Source organism: Mesorhizobium sp. M1050 (genome assembly GCF_040318715.1).
In the GTDB taxonomy this organism is placed as follows: Bacteria; Pseudomonadota; Alphaproteobacteria; order Rhizobiales; family Rhizobiaceae; genus Mesorhizobium.
This window is the reverse complement of the sequence record NZ_JAMYMV010000013.1, coordinates 72,592-86,887: the sequence shown is the minus strand read 5'-3', so window position 1 is coordinate 86,887 and position 14,296 is coordinate 72,592. Positions and strand designations below refer to the sequence as shown.

Here is a 14,296-nt window from a genome sequence, read left to right as displayed (position 1 = left end):
GCGGTCTCCGTGTCTCGCGTCATCGGTTGGCGATCCCCCACATGGCAAACAGGTATTTTCGAACGGCGAAGATGAAGATCAGCGCCGGCACGACCAGTGCCGCACCGCCGGCGAATTTGAGATAGAGCGGCGATTCACCGAGGCTTTGCAGCAGGAAGGCGGTCAGCGTGCGGTTCTCGATGGTGAGCACGGCGGCGGCAAACACCTCGTTCCAGGAGATGGTGAACGCAAACACCGCCGAGGCGGCGATACCGGGCAACGCCAGCGGCAAGATCACCTTGCGAAAGGCCTGCAGCCTTGTGCAGCCGAGCGTCCAGGCCGCCTCTTCGAGTTCGACGGGAATGCCAGAAAACAGCGAGAAGGTGATCAGCACGGCGAAGGGCAGCGCCAGCGTGGTGTGGACCAGCGCCAGCCCAATGGCGGTGTCGTCGAGGCCGGTGCGGATGAACATCACCGCCAGCGGCAATGCCAGCAGCGGCAACGGGAAGGCGCGCGTCATCAGCACCAGGAAACGGAAGGTCTCCTTGCCGGGAAAGTCGAAGCGCGACAGCGCGTAGCCGGCCGGAGCGCCGAAGCCGATGGACAGGATCATCGTCAGGGTGGCGACGAGGACCGAGTTCCACAACGCCCTGGCGACACCGGCGAAATTGATGAAGAAGGACAGGCTGCCGGGATCAAAGGACGGAAAGAAACGCTTGGGGAAGGCCGTGACCTCATCCGGCGACGACAGCGCGTTGACGATCAAGAGGTAGATCGGCAGCAGCACCCAGACGCAAAGCAGGATGGCGGTGGCGATCAGCAGCCAGTCGCCGGCCTTACGTGCGTCGGCGGTGACGGCAGCCGGCACTTCAGTGACTACGCTCATATGCGCGCCTCCTTGGGTACACGCAGCACCCTGAGGAAGAACAACGTGAAGCCTATCGAGATGGCGAGGATGAGCAGCGCCGAAGCGGCGGCGACATTGCGGTCCTGCAGCGTGAATTGCCAATTGTAGGTCTCGCCCATCAGCACCGGCAGGTTCGTGCCGCCAAGCGCTGCGACGACGGCAAAGACCTCGAAGGCAAGAATCACCCGCAGGATGATCGCCGTCTGCAGGCTGGGGCGCAGCAATGGCAGCGTGATGCGCACAAAGCGCTGCCATGGGCTGGCCCCAAACACCTCCGCCGCCTCGTAATATTCCTTGGGGATCAGGCCCATGCCGGCGACCAGGATGACCATCATGATCGCGGTGGCACGCCAGATCTCGGCCAGCGCTACGGCGATGAAGATGGTCAGTTTGCTCTGATAGCCGAGAAACATGATCGGCTTGTCGACGACGCCAAGGTTGGAGAGCAGCGTGTTGAGGAAGCCGGACTGGTCGAAGATAGCGAGCCAGATCAGGCCCGCGGCGAGGTCGGAAATGCCGAGCGGAATGGCGAACACATAGAGCGCCGCGCTTCGTCCGGTCTCCAGCCGCGCCACCACGCTTGCCATCAGCAACGCCATGGCGAGCTGGATCGGCACGACGATCGCCGCGAGCAGCAGCGTGTTGCGGACCGTGACGGGGAATTTCCAGCTGTCGGCCATGGTGCGAAAATTGTCGAGGGTGAAGGCGCCGTCCCGGGTCACCGCCTCGAAAGCGACCAGCGCGAAGGGGTAAAGGAAGAAGATGCAGAGGAACAAGGTCGCCGGCATCAGCAGCAGATAGGGCAGAGCCTTGCCGTGCATGGTGGTGTCCTTTGCGATGCTGCGGCCATGTGGGTGCGGGTCTGGGCGCCCCGAGTGCAACAAACACCCGGCCCCCCCTCGGGAGGATTTAGTCGACGGGGCAAGCGCCGGTGGATGGCTTGTCAGGTGCCCAGCACGGCGCCTTGGCCTGGTCGATCAGGCCCTTGAGCACCGTGGCCTCTTCGCCAAGCACGCCATGCACGTCCTCGCCGCCGAGCACGATGCGCTCGAAGCTGTCGGTGTAGACCTGGTTGAACTTGCCATCGAGATCGCCGAGCCCCATCGGCAGCAGTGCCGGCAGGGCATCGGGAGCCCCGGTCATGGTGGTGATCGCCGGACCGAAGGCCTTGACCGAAGCCGGCATGTCGTCAGGCAGCTTGACGTCGACGACCGGGAAGAAATTCGTGGCTTTCAGCGTCGCGATCTGGGTTTCCGGCTTCAGCATGTAGGCGACCAGCGCCTTGGCCTTGTCGATGTCGGGCGAGGTCTTCGGGATGGCGACACCGGCCACGACAGGCATGAATCCGCGACCGGCGGGGCCGGCCGGCGCCGGAAAGGCAACAAACTCATCCGGCTTCTTGTTGAAGGCGTCGGCAAGCCGCGCGACATGGTCGAACGCCACCCAGACATCGCCGGTCAAAAGCGGCTCCTGCATGAAGGCATAGTTGGTCGAGTTCGGGTTGGTGTATTGCCACAATTCCTTGAACTTGTTCCAGGCGATCTCGGCTTCCGGTGAACGGAACTTGGTCACCATCGAGCCGGTGTAGGACGGGTAGAGGAACCCCTCGAAGAAGCGGTGCTTGAGCCCTTTTGGACCGGCGGGAAAGCCGAATTTCGGCGAGCCGGTTTTCTCGGCAATGTTCTTCGACCATTCGATCAGCTGGTCATAGGTGATGGTGTTGAGATCGACGCCTTGCGGCAGATATTGCAAGGCCTGCTTGTTGGCCGCCATCAAATAGGTGGCCTGCATCCATGGCAGGTATTTCTGCTCGCCGGTGCCGAGCATGCCAAGCTTCTTGTAAGCTTCGTTGAGCTTGACGCCGCCGACATCGACGCCGGACAGATCGACAAAGTTCGCGCCGACATTGGAGAAATCACCATGCAGGCCACCCAGCACGCCGATAGTGCCGGTGCCGGCCTGCAGTTCGGCCTGCAAGCGGGTGAGCCAGGGGCCGGTCTCGGCGACCTGATAGTCGACCGCACCGTCAAAACCCTTCAGCACCTCGTCGCGCATCTTTTGGGTTTCCTCGACGGGGCGCGCCTGCGTCGACCAGAACAGCACCTGCTGGGCCTGCGCGCCGCCTGAGGCGATCGATAACGCCAGCGCGGCGCCGAGCAGTGTCTTCAATGCTTTCATCACGGTCTTCCTCCCTGGATATGCGCCGTCACGGCGGCGTCAGCTTCTCATCTGCGGTGCGGGTCCATGGCTTGCGCGCGCAACCAGCGTCGGCCGGATCAGCCGCGTCAACGGTGCGGCGGGCTTGTCGGCGATGATGGTGAGCAGCATGTCGGCGATCTCGCGCGCGCATTGACGGATCGAGGCATCGAATGTGGTCAGGCCCGGCGGCGCGTAGGCCGAAGCAGCGATGTTGTCGAAACCGATGACGGAGAGGTCGCGCGGCACGCTGAGGCCTGCGCGGGCGGCCTCCTCCATCACGGTCAAAGCCAGTTCGTCGAACAGAGCGACAATGGCCGTCGGCCTGTCAGGCCGCTGCAGAATGCGGTTGACGGCATCGACACGGGCCTCACGGTCAAAGCGCGGCGCCGTCACCACGTCGAGCCGCACCGACGGATCGCCCCTACGGGCCATGGCCGCGGCAAAGCCGTCTTGTCTGAGATGCCGGAACGTCATCGGCTCGGATATCGTCACCAGGCCGAAATGGCGGTGGCCGAGATCGTAAAGCATGTCGAAGGCTTCGCCGAAGGCATGAGCACCGTCAGTATCGAGCCAGTTGTAGCCGAAGTCGCTGTCGAGCAAACGGCCATGGGCAACGAACGGAAATCCGCGGTCGCGCAGATAGGCGAGCCGCTCGTCGACCGCGGCGATACGCGTGACGACGACGCCGTCGGCGCGTCCGGATTCGACCACATGGCGCAGCACCGACAATTCCGAATGGCCGAAGGCGGCCGTGGCCAGGATCAGGTCGGCGCCGTGCGATACCAGCCCTTCGCCGAGCCCGGTGACGAATTCGCCAAGGAAGGAATCGACAAGGTTCGGTCCGCGGATCGGCAACACGAGGCCGACGAAGCCACTGCGGCCGGAGACAAGCGTGCGCGCCGCGGTGTTGGGCACGTAGCCCGCCTGACGTGCCGCGTGCGCGACACGTTCACGCGTCTTCAGCGCGATCTGTTCATGGCCGGCAAGCGCCCGCGACACCGTCGTGATCGACAGGTCGAGGCCTGCGGCAAGCTCCTTGAGCGTGATGACGCGGGTCGTCATCCTTCTCCCTCGAACAAGTTTGAAACGTTTGTAATTGCCTTTCGCAAAAATGCAAACGTTTTAAATTTCTATCCAAAGCGGACTGACAAGCGATCCGATCATCGGTGTGGTGGGTTTGGGCGTGCCCAGAAGATTGCGGGAACACCCGTCAATCGTCATCCTGGGGCGGAGCTAGGAGCGAAGCGACGCGGCGCAGACCCCAGGATCCTGTGTGTTGTTGCCATGCCGCGACTTCCAGGCGCTGCCGCGGTGCAGAACTCTGCTCCGCTGCACTCTACGATTAAGGTCGCGGCATGGATCCCAGGGTCTCCGCGACGCCGCTTCGCGGCTGCTCCGCCCAGGGATGACGACATTGGAGGCTAGCGCTCCGCATCCGGGTCGGCCAGACCCTACTGAAGCGTCCGCGCGCTCTGGCCGAGGTGGTCCCGGGCGATGCCGGCATCGCCATCCTCTGCTCCAGACGCACGGTCGAGGCCTGTCGCCACCACCGAGACCCTGAAGCGGCCTTCCATGCTCTTGTCGAAGATCGCGCCGACGATGATGTCGGCATCCTCGTAGACCTCTTCGCGGATGCGGGTGGCAGCCTCGTCGACCTCGAACAGCGTCATGTCCCTGCCGCCCGATATCGAGACCAAGACGCCCTTGGCGCCCTTCATCGACACTTCGTCGAGCAGGGGGTTGGCGATCGCGGCTTCCGCCGCCTTCATCGCCCGGCCCTCACCGGAAGCCTCGCCGGTGCCCATCATGGCGCGGCCCATGTCGCGCATCACCGATTTGACATCGGCGAAGTCGAGATTGATCAGGCCTTCCTTGACGATGAGATCGGTGATGCAGCTGACGCCGGCATAGAGCACCCGGTCGGCGATAACGAATGCATCGGCGAAGGTGGTCTTGGCATCGGCGATCCTGAACAGGTTCTGGTTCGGGATGACGATCACCGTATCAGCGCTCTCGCGCAGCCGCTCGATGCCCTCTTCGGCCATCTGCATGCGGCGCCGGCCTTCGAAGGTGAACGGCTTGGTGACGACACCCACCGTCAGGATACCGGCCTTGCGCGCCGCCTGGGCGATGATGGGAGCTGCACCGGTTCCGGTGCCGCCGCCCATTCCGGCGGTGACGAAACACATATGCGTGCCGGCCAGATGATCCATGATCTCGTCGAGCGATTCCTCGGCCGCGGCACGGCCGATCTCGGGAAGCGAGCCAGCGCCCAATCCCTCGGTGACGTGAGCGCCAAGCTGGATCAGCCGCGTCGCCTTCGACATGGTCAACGCCTGGGCGTCGGTGTTGGCGGCGATGAATTCCGTGCCCTGAAGCTGCTCCGCGATCATGTTGTTGACGGCGTTGCCGCCGCCGCCGCCAATGCCGATAACGGTGATCTTGGGCCTCATCTCGGAGATTTCGGGCTTCTTGAACTCGGCCATGCCTGCTTCTCCTTCGCTAATTGCGCGCGCTTCACGGCCCACCCCCAGACTGCCTTGGGACATTGCAATCGAGCGGCACGACGCGAATCAGTCCGTTCGGATGGGTACCCCAAAAAGCCAGAGAGCGGCCAGAGGTGCAAGTGCGTGCTAGGTCAAGATTTGTGATGACCGTTTTGGACAGGGGGATCGCGGAGGTGAGTATCCGGCGCGGATATGCCAGATCGAATCCGATGCGGTTGCGATGGCCGCCGGGAGAATCGCACCGTCTCTGGAAAGGCTTGTTTGCTGCAACGGCCGGCAGGTGACGAGCTGGCTTGCCGCGTGACGATCGAAGCGTCTATCATGCGTCGATAAATCGCTGACTTGGCATTCTCGCCGCGATCGGCCAGGCAGGATTATACGCGGCTGTTTTCGCCAGGGTAGATTTCAGAACGAATGAAGCAGCGCCCCCGCCAATGGCCGACAAGACACAATTCGGGTTGACCGCCGTCGACACCGTTCCCCTGCATGAGAAAGTCTATCTGGAACTCGTGCGGGCGCTGATGTCGGGCCAGTTCGCGCCGGGCCAGAAGCTGACCTCGCGCAAGCTCGCCAAGGAGCTCGGCACCAGCGACATGCCGGTGCGCAGCGCCTTCATGCGGCTTCAGGCACTGCGCGCGCTCAGCCCACTGCCGAACGGCAGCGTGGAAGTGCCGGTCATTTCGGCCGAGCGGTTTTCGCAGTTGACCGCCGTGCGCACGATCCTCGAAGGCTCGGCGACCGAGATGGCGACAAAACGCATCAACGGCAACAATCTGCGGACGATCCGACGCCACTGCACTGACCTGACCCTGGCGGCCCGCAGGGGCGATATCGACGACTACCTGCGCAAGAACCACGAGTTCAAATTCTCGATCTATCGCCATTGCGGCAACGAGCAGATGATCTTCCTGATCGAGACCGTGTGGATGCAGGTCGGCCCGTTTCTCAGGAACCTTGCCATGGGGTTCGAGGATAACCTCGCCTCGATTCTCGACATCGACTATCACGAGGAAGTCGTCGCGGCGATCGAAGCCCAGGTTGGGGATCGAGCGCGCATGGCCATCGTGCGCGACATCGAAGAAGGCGCCGCGCACATCCTTCAGCAGGCCAGATTTCCGGACGCTAGAGGTTAGAATGGATCACCCGAAAGGCGCCGCCTATCGTTCCTTTCAGCGGACTGTCGCAAAACCTTCGCGATTGGCTGAAGCCTCCCCAACGTCGTCATCCCTGGGCGAAGCAGGAGCGAAGCTCCGTCGCGGAGACCCTGGGATCCATGCCGCGACCTTGGTTGAAGAATGCAACGGAGCAGAATTCTGCAACGCAGCAACGCTCGGACATCGCGGCATGGATCGTCGGGTCTGCGCCGCGTCGCTACGCTCCTTGCTCCGCCCGTGGATGACGAATTTACCGACGTTTCCGCCAATCGAAGGCATGCGGTTCGTCACCGTCAAGACTTTCTCGCCGAAGAAGCAGGCATCGGCCCAGGAGCTGGGGGGCCGACATCACAGCCTGGATGCCACTTGGCTTTCCGTCCCGTTGCCTCTATGTTGCGATCGCAGATCGCGCAATTGGTTTTGAAATGCCTCCCGACATCCCAGCTAGTGAATTGAAAAAATAAGGAAAATATCTGGCATTAGCCGGATGTGCTTCCCGAAAACTCACAAGCTATTTACCAGGGACAGTGCAGCCGAGCAGGCTGCGGCGCCTTCCAAAACCAGAGGTCAGAAATTGAGCGATGCAATTGCGGACGTTTTGAACTGGCTTGACAGCAGAACCGACATCCAGAGCCTGAGGGCGGCGGTGTGCGACCTCAACGGTATCATGCGTGGCAAGCGCATTCCGGTCGAGCAGGCAAGGAAGGCGCTGGAAGGCAAGCTACGCATGCCTTATTCGCTGATCGGGCTTGATATCTGGGGCGAGGACATCGAAGGCAACACCCTGGTATTCTCGACGGGCGATGCCGATGGATTGTGCCAATGGACGGGGCGCGGCATTCTGCCGGTCGCCTGGACGGCGCACCCGACGGCGCTCATCCCGCTCTGGCTCGCGGACGAAAGCGGCGCGCCCTATCTCGGCGATCCACGACGGGCGCTGGCCCGCATCCTCGATCGCTACAAGGCCTTGGGCCTGACCCCGGTCGCGGCAACGGAACTCGAATTCTACCTCGTCGATCCGCAATCGCAGCGGCCGGTCGGACCTGTCTCGCCGGTAACCGGGCGCCGTCTCGATTCCGACGCGGCGCTGTCGATCGACGAGATCGACGATTTCGAATCCTTCATCCATGACGTCTACGAGGCCTGCCGGACGCAAGGCATTCCCGTCGACACGGCCATCGCCGAAAACGGTGTCGGTCAGTTCGAGATCAACCTGAACCATGTCGCGGACGCCTTGCGGGCTGCCGACGATGCGGTGCTGTTCAAGCGCACGGTGAAGGGCATTGCCCGCAAGCACGGCTTTGCCGCTTGCTTCATGGCCAAGCCCTATGGCGACCGGGCCGGCAACGGCTTTCATGTCCATTTCAGCCTGGTCGACGGAGAAGGGCGCAACGTGTTCGACGACGGCACCGATCAGGGTTCGTCGATCATGCGCCATGCGGTCGGCGGCCTGCTTGCGGCGATGGCCGAGAGCACGCTGGTGTTCGCCCCGCACTTCAATTCGTACCGCAGGCTACGCCCACGATCCTACGCGCCGACCGCCGTCGCCTGGGGTTACGAGAACCGCATGGTGGCGATCCGCATTCCCGGCGGACCGAGCGGTGCGCGCCGTATCGAGCATCGCGTTTCGGGAGCGGACGCCAATCCCTACCTGGTGCTTGCCGCCATACTGGGCGCAGCACTGATTGGCATTGAAAGACAGTTGTCGCCTGGCGATCCAACGGGTAGCGATGGCCAGGGACTTCCGCCGGCAAAGCTGCCACCGGACTGGGCTTCTGCGATCGCCGCCTTTGAAAGCGGCACGCATGTGGCGGAGATCTTTCCGGCGATCCTGCGCGACTCCTTCGTTGCCTGCAAACGCCAGGAGCTGAACACGTTCGCGCTGAATGTCAGCGATTTCGAGATCGAGACATACCTCGAGAGCGTTTGAGGCCAGACTGACCAAGGCTTGCACGATGAGGTCGCCCCTTGGGCGACCCGTTGGATTGTCAAAACGTCTCGACCCAGGGCCGCAGCTCGAGCTCCGAGCTCCAGGCGCTGCGGTGCTGGCGATGGGCCGCGAGATAGGCCTCGGCGACGGCGTCCGGCGACAGGCGGCGGTCCGGCCGGTCCGGGTCACCGGGCTGACCGGGCGGCTCGATCGCCCCGTCGATGATGAAGTGGGCGACGTGGATGTTCCTCGGGGCGAGTTCGCGGGCCATGGACTGCGCCAAGCCGCGCAGGCCGAACTTCGGCATGGCAAAGCCGGCCGAGCCGGAAAATCCCTTCACACTGGCGGTGGCGCCGGTGAACAGGATCGATCCGGAACCCCGGACAAGCAGCCGACGCGCCGCCTGCTGGCCGACCAGGAAGCCGCCATAGGCGCCGACCAGCAATGCCTGTTTGACCGCTTCGGTATCGAGATCGGCGATCGGGCCGCGCGTGCGCGCGCTGGCGTTGAACACCGCAAGCGCCAGCGGGCCGGCCTTGTCGGCGGCGTCGAACAGCTTGGCCACGGATGCGGCGTCGGCGACATCCGTCTCGACGGCCAGCGCACCGGTCTCGTCGACCAGAGCGCTCAGCTTCTCCACGTTGCGGGCGGCCAGAACCACGCGAAAGCCCTCGCGGGTGAGAAGGCGCGCAAGCGAGGCGCTCAGACCAGCGCCGGCGCCTGCGATGACGGCCACATCGGATGTCATGATTTTTCTCTCCTTGCGGATTTCGGCGGAAGCGTTTCGCCTATTGGGCAGGGTCGCGCCTTCGCGGGTGACAGGCAAGAGATGGAATTGCTGGGTAGTGTCTCAGTTTGAATTTTGGTTGTGGGTGGAAGGCACCGGGGTTCTCGGCGCCGGTTGCGTCTTGGAAGATTTGACGCACACTGGTCCGCCCCTACCGGGCCACGCACAGTCCCATTCCGGTCCGAAGCCAAAATTCCCTTGCGTCTGTATCTCTCGCGTTTGCATCGGAAAAATCGACAACGCAATAACTACGACTGCCAACAACGCCAACGTCAATAGGATGCCAGTAGCGTCTCCTGGTCGTAGCGGAGGCCAATAGATTTCGCGTCCAAGTACCTTCATGTCGATCCCTGCCGACCAAACTTTCCCATCATATAGCTGGGGCCAGCCGAAATAAGCTTCAAGAAAGAAGATCGCATTTGAATTGCCGCAAAGGGTCGTGGCGGTGCAATCCAATATCGCCTGAAGTGCTACGAAGGCCGTTCCGCTTTCAGCACCGAAACCGCCGCTTCGCTGTTGTGGACATACTCGTTGGCGTCCGGCTGTTTCTGCACCAGCAGGATGAACAGCAAGTCCGTCAGCGCCAGCTGCGCGTCGCGCGCGGTGATCGAGGACGAGCGCGCCCGCTCCTCGTCGGCGATGGTGTAGAGGCAGATGTCTGCGACGCGGCTGAGCGGATTGTCGTGCAGGCCGGTGACCGCGATCACGGTCGTGCCGCGCTTGTACGCAAGCTCGGCGATGCGCAAGGTTTCGATGCTGGCGCCGGAATAGGAGAGTGCGAACAGCACGTCGCCGGGCCCGAGCGTCGAGACATTGGCCATCTGGATGTGGCTGTCGCTGTCATGCAGGACATTGCGGCCAAGCTTCATCAGCTTGTAGGAGAAATCGCGCGCCACCAGCGAGGAAGCACCGACGCCGGCCAGATGGATGCGGCGCGCGCCATCCAGCAATTCCAGCGTCCTGGAGATGATGCGCTCGGTGTTGGCGGCGACCGTCCGCTGCATCGACAGGAGCTTGCTGCCGATCAGCTTCTTCAAAATGACCTGGTAGTTGTCGCCGACCTCGATCGACCCGTGGATCATGCCCGCCGGCACCTGCCATTCCTGCGCCTTGGCCTCGCTGACGGCGAGCTTGAGCTCCTGATAGCTGGCATAGCCGAGCTTCTGGCTGAACTTGACGACGCTCGACTGGCTGCGTCCGATCTCGGCGGCAAGAGCCGCCGTCGACAGGCGCAGCATCTGGTCGGGGTTGTCGACGATGTACTGGCCGATCTCACGATCGCCAGGCGCCATGCCGTCGAGCTTCGCATTGATCCTGTTCAGAACTGACACGGATTCCCTCGCACTTTCAGGTGACGGCAAAAGGAATAAAATATTCCAATTCTGATTGACAGCCAAGAACGTAGAATTAATTCTCGACCGGAACGGGCCAAGATCCGGAATTCGGAGCAACATCTCCAGAGCGAGCCGCCCCTGCGTGGCCGGCTTTCGCACAAAGGTTTTAAACCATGGACAGATTGCGGATCGTCGGCGGACAAAGACTGGAAGGCGCGGTCACCATATCCGGCGCCAAGAACGCGGCTTTGCCGCAGATAGCGGCCGCGCTGCTCAACCCCTACCCGCTCGAACTGACCAATCTGCCTGATGTGACCGATGTCGAAAACATGCTCGGCGTGGTGCGGCTTCATGGCGCCCAAGTGACGCGGTCGGCGCATGCCGCGACGATCGACACCAGTGCCGCCGTATCAAAGGAAACGTCCTACGACACGGTGCGAAAAATGCGGGCGACAGTGCTGGTGCTGGCGCCGCTGCTGGCCCGTTTCGGTCATGCCCGGGTTTCGCTGCCGGGCGGCTGCGCGATCGGTGCGCGGCCGGTCGACATGCATGTCTCAGCACTTGCCGCGCTGGGCGCCAGGATTGCCATCGAGAACGGTTCGATCGTCGCATCGGCGCCGAACGGGCTGACCGGCACGCGCATCGTCTTGAGCTCACCGTCGGTCGGCGCGACGGAAACCGCCATGATGGCGGCGACCACGGCCAAGGGCGAAACCGAAATCCTCAACGCGGCTCGCGAACCTGAAGTGGCTGATCTCGCCGCTTGCCTCAACGCCATGGGCGCGCGTATCGAGGGTGCCGGCACGCACCGCATCCTGATTGCCGGCGGCACGAGTTGGCATGCGGCCAGGCACGACATCATCCCGGACCGGATCGAGGCCGGCACCTATGCGATTGCCGCTGCGATCACCGGCGGCCAGCTGGAGCTGACCCACGCCCGGCTCGAGCACATGGCCTCGGTGGTGCAATTGCTGGAGGCCACCGGCGTCAGCGTCTGGCCCGGCGACCGCGGGCTTATCGTCTCGCGCGATAGGCCGCTCAAGGCTGTCGATCTCACCACGGAACCCTATCCGGGGTTTCCGACCGACCTCCAGGCGCAGTTCATGGCGCTGATGTGCTGCACTGACGGCGCATCGCTGCTGCGTGAAACCATCTTCGAGAATCGCTTCATGCATGTTCCCGAATTGATGCGGCTCGGCGCCAACATCAAACTGCAGGGCACGACGGCGCTGGTGCGCGGCGGGGCGACACTGTACGGCGCGCAGGTGATGGCCACCGATCTGCGCGCTTCGGTGTCGCTGGTGCTGGCGGCTCTGGTCGCCGAGGGCGAAACCATCATCAACCGGGTCTACCACCTCGACCGCGGCTATGAGCAACTGGACCACAAGCTGCGCCTGTGCGGCGCCGACATCGAGCGGCTGAGCGCATGAGCCCGGGGCGCTACTTTCTCGGCGTCGACGGAGGCGGCACCGGCTGTCGCGCCCGCATCGAGGACTCGGATGGAACTGTGCTGGGACAAGGACTGTCGGGCCCGGCGACGACGCGGCTCGGCATCGACGCCGCCTGGGCGTCGGTCGCGAAAGCGTTTGGCACGGCGGTCGAAGAAGCGGGCTTCGGGGCTGCGGAGATCGCCCGGACCCACGCCGGTATCGCCCTTGCCGGCATCGGCCGCAAAGGCGCGCTGGAAGCACTCAGGGCGATCGCGCATCCCTTCGCCAGCATCGATTTCGTCAGCGACGGAGTCGGCGCCTGCCTGGGCGCGCATTCGGGCCAGGACGGCGCCATCGTCATCGCCGGCACCGGTTCGATCGGCCTCGGCTTTGTCGACGGACGCGACCTGCGTGTCGGCGGCTACGGCTTTCCGATCTCCGACGAGGGCAGCGGCGCCGATCTCGGCCTGAAAGCCGTGCAGCTGGCGTTGCGCGCCCATGACGGCCGCCATGAGCGGACAGCACTTCTGGCAGAAGTGATGCAGCGTTTCGAAGACGATCCGATGGAAGCGGTCGCCTGGATGGACCGCGCCAGCCCTACGGACTATGCCGCCCTGGCGCCGATGGTGATGCGCCACGCCGATCAGGGCGATCCGGTCGCACGGCGCATCGTGCAAAGTGCGGCCGAGCAGATCGATACGCTGGTGCGGGTGCTGTTCGAAAAAGGCGCGCCGCGCGTGGCCTTGCTCGGCGGCCTCGCCAGCGCGCTCGAACCGTGGCTCTCCCCCGATGTCCGGCGCCGCCTGAAGCCTGCTGACGGCGATGCCGTGTCCGGCGCGATCATCCTTGCCAGGAAGTCCCTTCACCGACGGCAGCGTCTTGCTACAAAGGAATAGAATATTCCATATCTCTGTTGACGATACGAATATCCAATTCTAAAAAGTTAACAGAGAAATCAGGGTGCGAGGACGGGCTCTTGGCCCGTGTATGCTGCTCCCGATCGGCGAGCCATGCTCATCCGGCTGTGCCGCGTGGCTCTTGAAAGCACTGGGATGACCGAGCAAGGGTTGATGTCTGAGCTGGACCGGCTCGTCTCCGAGGGCCGGAACCCGAGGACGATGGACATCGACCTGCTCCCGACCATAGACGTCCTGCGCAAGATCAATGACGAGGACAAGGCTGTTGCAGCGGCTGTCGAAAAGGTCCTGCCTGAAATCGCTGCCGCGGTGGACCGTATCGTGCTTGCCTTCCAGAACGGCGCGCGGCTTGTGTATATGGGCGCCGGCACGAGCGGCCGGCTTGGCGTTCTCGATGCATCGGAGTGTCCGCCCACCTTCGGCGTGCCCGAAGGCATGGTGGTCGGCCTGATCGCCGGCGGTGCCGACGCCCTGGTGCGGTCGATGGAAGGCGCCGAGGACGATCCGAAAATGGGCGCCAAGGCATTGCGGGAGATCACGCTCACAGCAGACGACGTGGTGGTCGGCATCGCGGTCAGCGGCCGCACACCCTATGTCATCGGCGGATTGAACTATGCCCGGCAGGTGGGCGCAACGACGGTCGCCCTGTCCTGCAATCCGGCCTCCACCACCGCCGGCATCGCCGACATTGCCATCTCGCCGGTTGTCGGCCCGGAAGTGCTCACCGGCTCGACCCGGCTGAAGTCCGGAACCGCGCAGAAGCTGGTGCTCAACATGCTGACCACTGCCTCGATGATCCGCATCGGCAAGAGTTACCAGAACCTGATGGTCGACCTTAACCCGTCGAACAAGAAACTTGTCGCCAGGGCGATCAGGATCGTCATGCAGACGACCGGCTGTACGGCGCGACAGGCAAAACAGGCGCTCGGCCAGACCGGCAACGATGTCAAGCTGGCGATTCTGGTGACGATCACCGGCATGGGTGTCGAGGAGGCGCGCGCGGCTCTCGGCAAGGCCTGCGGGTTCCTGCGAAAGGCAATCAGCGACATGACGGCGTGAGCCGCATAGACTGGGCCGATGGTCCAAAGCATGTGTGTCTTGGAAGCGGTCGGCAGAACTGCAAGGCATCGAGTCAAATCACAAAGGGAGACG

12 protein-coding genes are annotated in these 14,296 nt (G+C 63.3%); 5 read left to right on the top strand and 7 right to left on the bottom strand.

Translation table 11 applies throughout. The features are described 5' to 3' along the window. Positions 1–19 precede the first annotated feature (19 nt). The 5 genes from NKH57_RS10715 to ftsZ all read right to left on the bottom strand — a co-directional run bounded on the left by NKH57_RS10715 (position 20) and on the right by ftsZ (position 5,571). Positions 20–865 (bottom strand): carbohydrate ABC transporter permease, encoded by an 846-nt coding sequence (locus NKH57_RS10715; protein WP_352600529.1) that lies wholly within the window; start codon positions 863–865, stop codon positions 20–22. Next, entirely contained in the window at positions 862–1,707 is an 846-nt protein-coding gene (locus tag NKH57_RS10710; RefSeq protein ID WP_352600531.1) for a carbohydrate ABC transporter permease, read from the bottom strand. Before NKH57_RS10710 ends, NKH57_RS10715 begins: the two co-directional genes overlap by 4 nt. Positions 1,708–1,795: 88 nt before the next feature. Further along, positions 1,796–3,064, bottom strand: a complete 1,269-nt coding sequence (locus NKH57_RS10705) for an ABC transporter substrate-binding protein (protein ID WP_352600533.1) — start codon at positions 3,062–3,064, stop codon at positions 1,796–1,798. 39 nt (positions 3,065–3,103) lie between these two features. Then, on the bottom strand, positions 3,104–4,147 hold the full coding sequence (locus NKH57_RS10700; RefSeq protein WP_352600535.1) for a substrate-binding domain-containing protein: 1,044 nt from the start codon (positions 4,145–4,147) through the stop codon (positions 3,104–3,106). Positions 4,148–4,536: 389 nt separating this feature from the next. Then, a complete protein-coding gene (ftsZ, locus tag NKH57_RS10695; protein ID WP_023758975.1) occupies positions 4,537–5,571 on the bottom strand; it encodes a cell division protein FtsZ in 1,035 nt (344 codons plus the stop codon). A gap of 455 nt (positions 5,572–6,026) precedes the next feature. Here ftsZ and NKH57_RS10690 point away from each other — a divergent pair, with 455 nt between their 5' ends. Next, a complete protein-coding gene (locus tag NKH57_RS10690; protein ID WP_352944046.1) occupies positions 6,027–6,725 on the top strand; it encodes a GntR family transcriptional regulator in 699 nt (232 codons plus the stop codon). A 595-nt stretch (positions 6,726–7,320) separates the two neighbouring features. Then, positions 7,321–8,676, top strand: coding sequence for a glutamine synthetase family protein (locus tag NKH57_RS10685; protein WP_352944044.1), 1,356 nt, complete (start codon positions 7,321–7,323; stop codon positions 8,674–8,676). 58 nt (positions 8,677–8,734) lie between these two features. On the opposite strand, the gene NKH57_RS10680 is transcribed toward NKH57_RS10685, so the two are convergent. Then, on the bottom strand, positions 8,735–9,424 hold the full coding sequence (locus NKH57_RS10680; protein ID WP_352944042.1) for an SDR family NAD(P)-dependent oxidoreductase: 690 nt from the start codon (positions 9,422–9,424) through the stop codon (positions 8,735–8,737). 509 nt (positions 9,425–9,933) lie between these two features. Further along, positions 9,934–10,794 carry a MurR/RpiR family transcriptional regulator gene (locus NKH57_RS10675; RefSeq protein WP_352944040.1) on the bottom strand — a complete coding sequence of 287 codons (861 nt, stop codon included), beginning with the start codon at positions 10,792–10,794 and terminating at the stop codon, positions 9,934–9,936. 176 nt (positions 10,795–10,970) lie between these two features. On the opposite strand from NKH57_RS10675, the gene murA reads away from it, so the two are divergent. From murA to murQ, 3 genes are all read left to right on the top strand, one after another. Next, the gene (gene murA / locus NKH57_RS10670; protein ID WP_352944039.1) at positions 10,971–12,227 is read left to right on the top strand and encodes a UDP-N-acetylglucosamine 1-carboxyvinyltransferase; all 1,257 of its coding nucleotides are present in this window, start codon (positions 10,971–10,973) and stop codon (positions 12,225–12,227) included. Next, a complete protein-coding gene (locus tag NKH57_RS10665; RefSeq protein ID WP_352944037.1) occupies positions 12,224–13,123 on the top strand; it encodes a glucosamine kinase nucleotide-binding domain-containing protein in 900 nt (299 codons plus the stop codon). Before murA ends, NKH57_RS10665 begins: the two co-directional genes overlap by 4 nt. 156 nt (positions 13,124–13,279) lie before the next feature. Next, positions 13,280–14,203, top strand: coding sequence for an N-acetylmuramic acid 6-phosphate etherase (murQ, locus tag NKH57_RS10660; protein WP_352944035.1), 924 nt, complete (start codon positions 13,280–13,282; stop codon positions 14,201–14,203). Positions 14,204–14,296 lie beyond the last annotated feature (93 nt).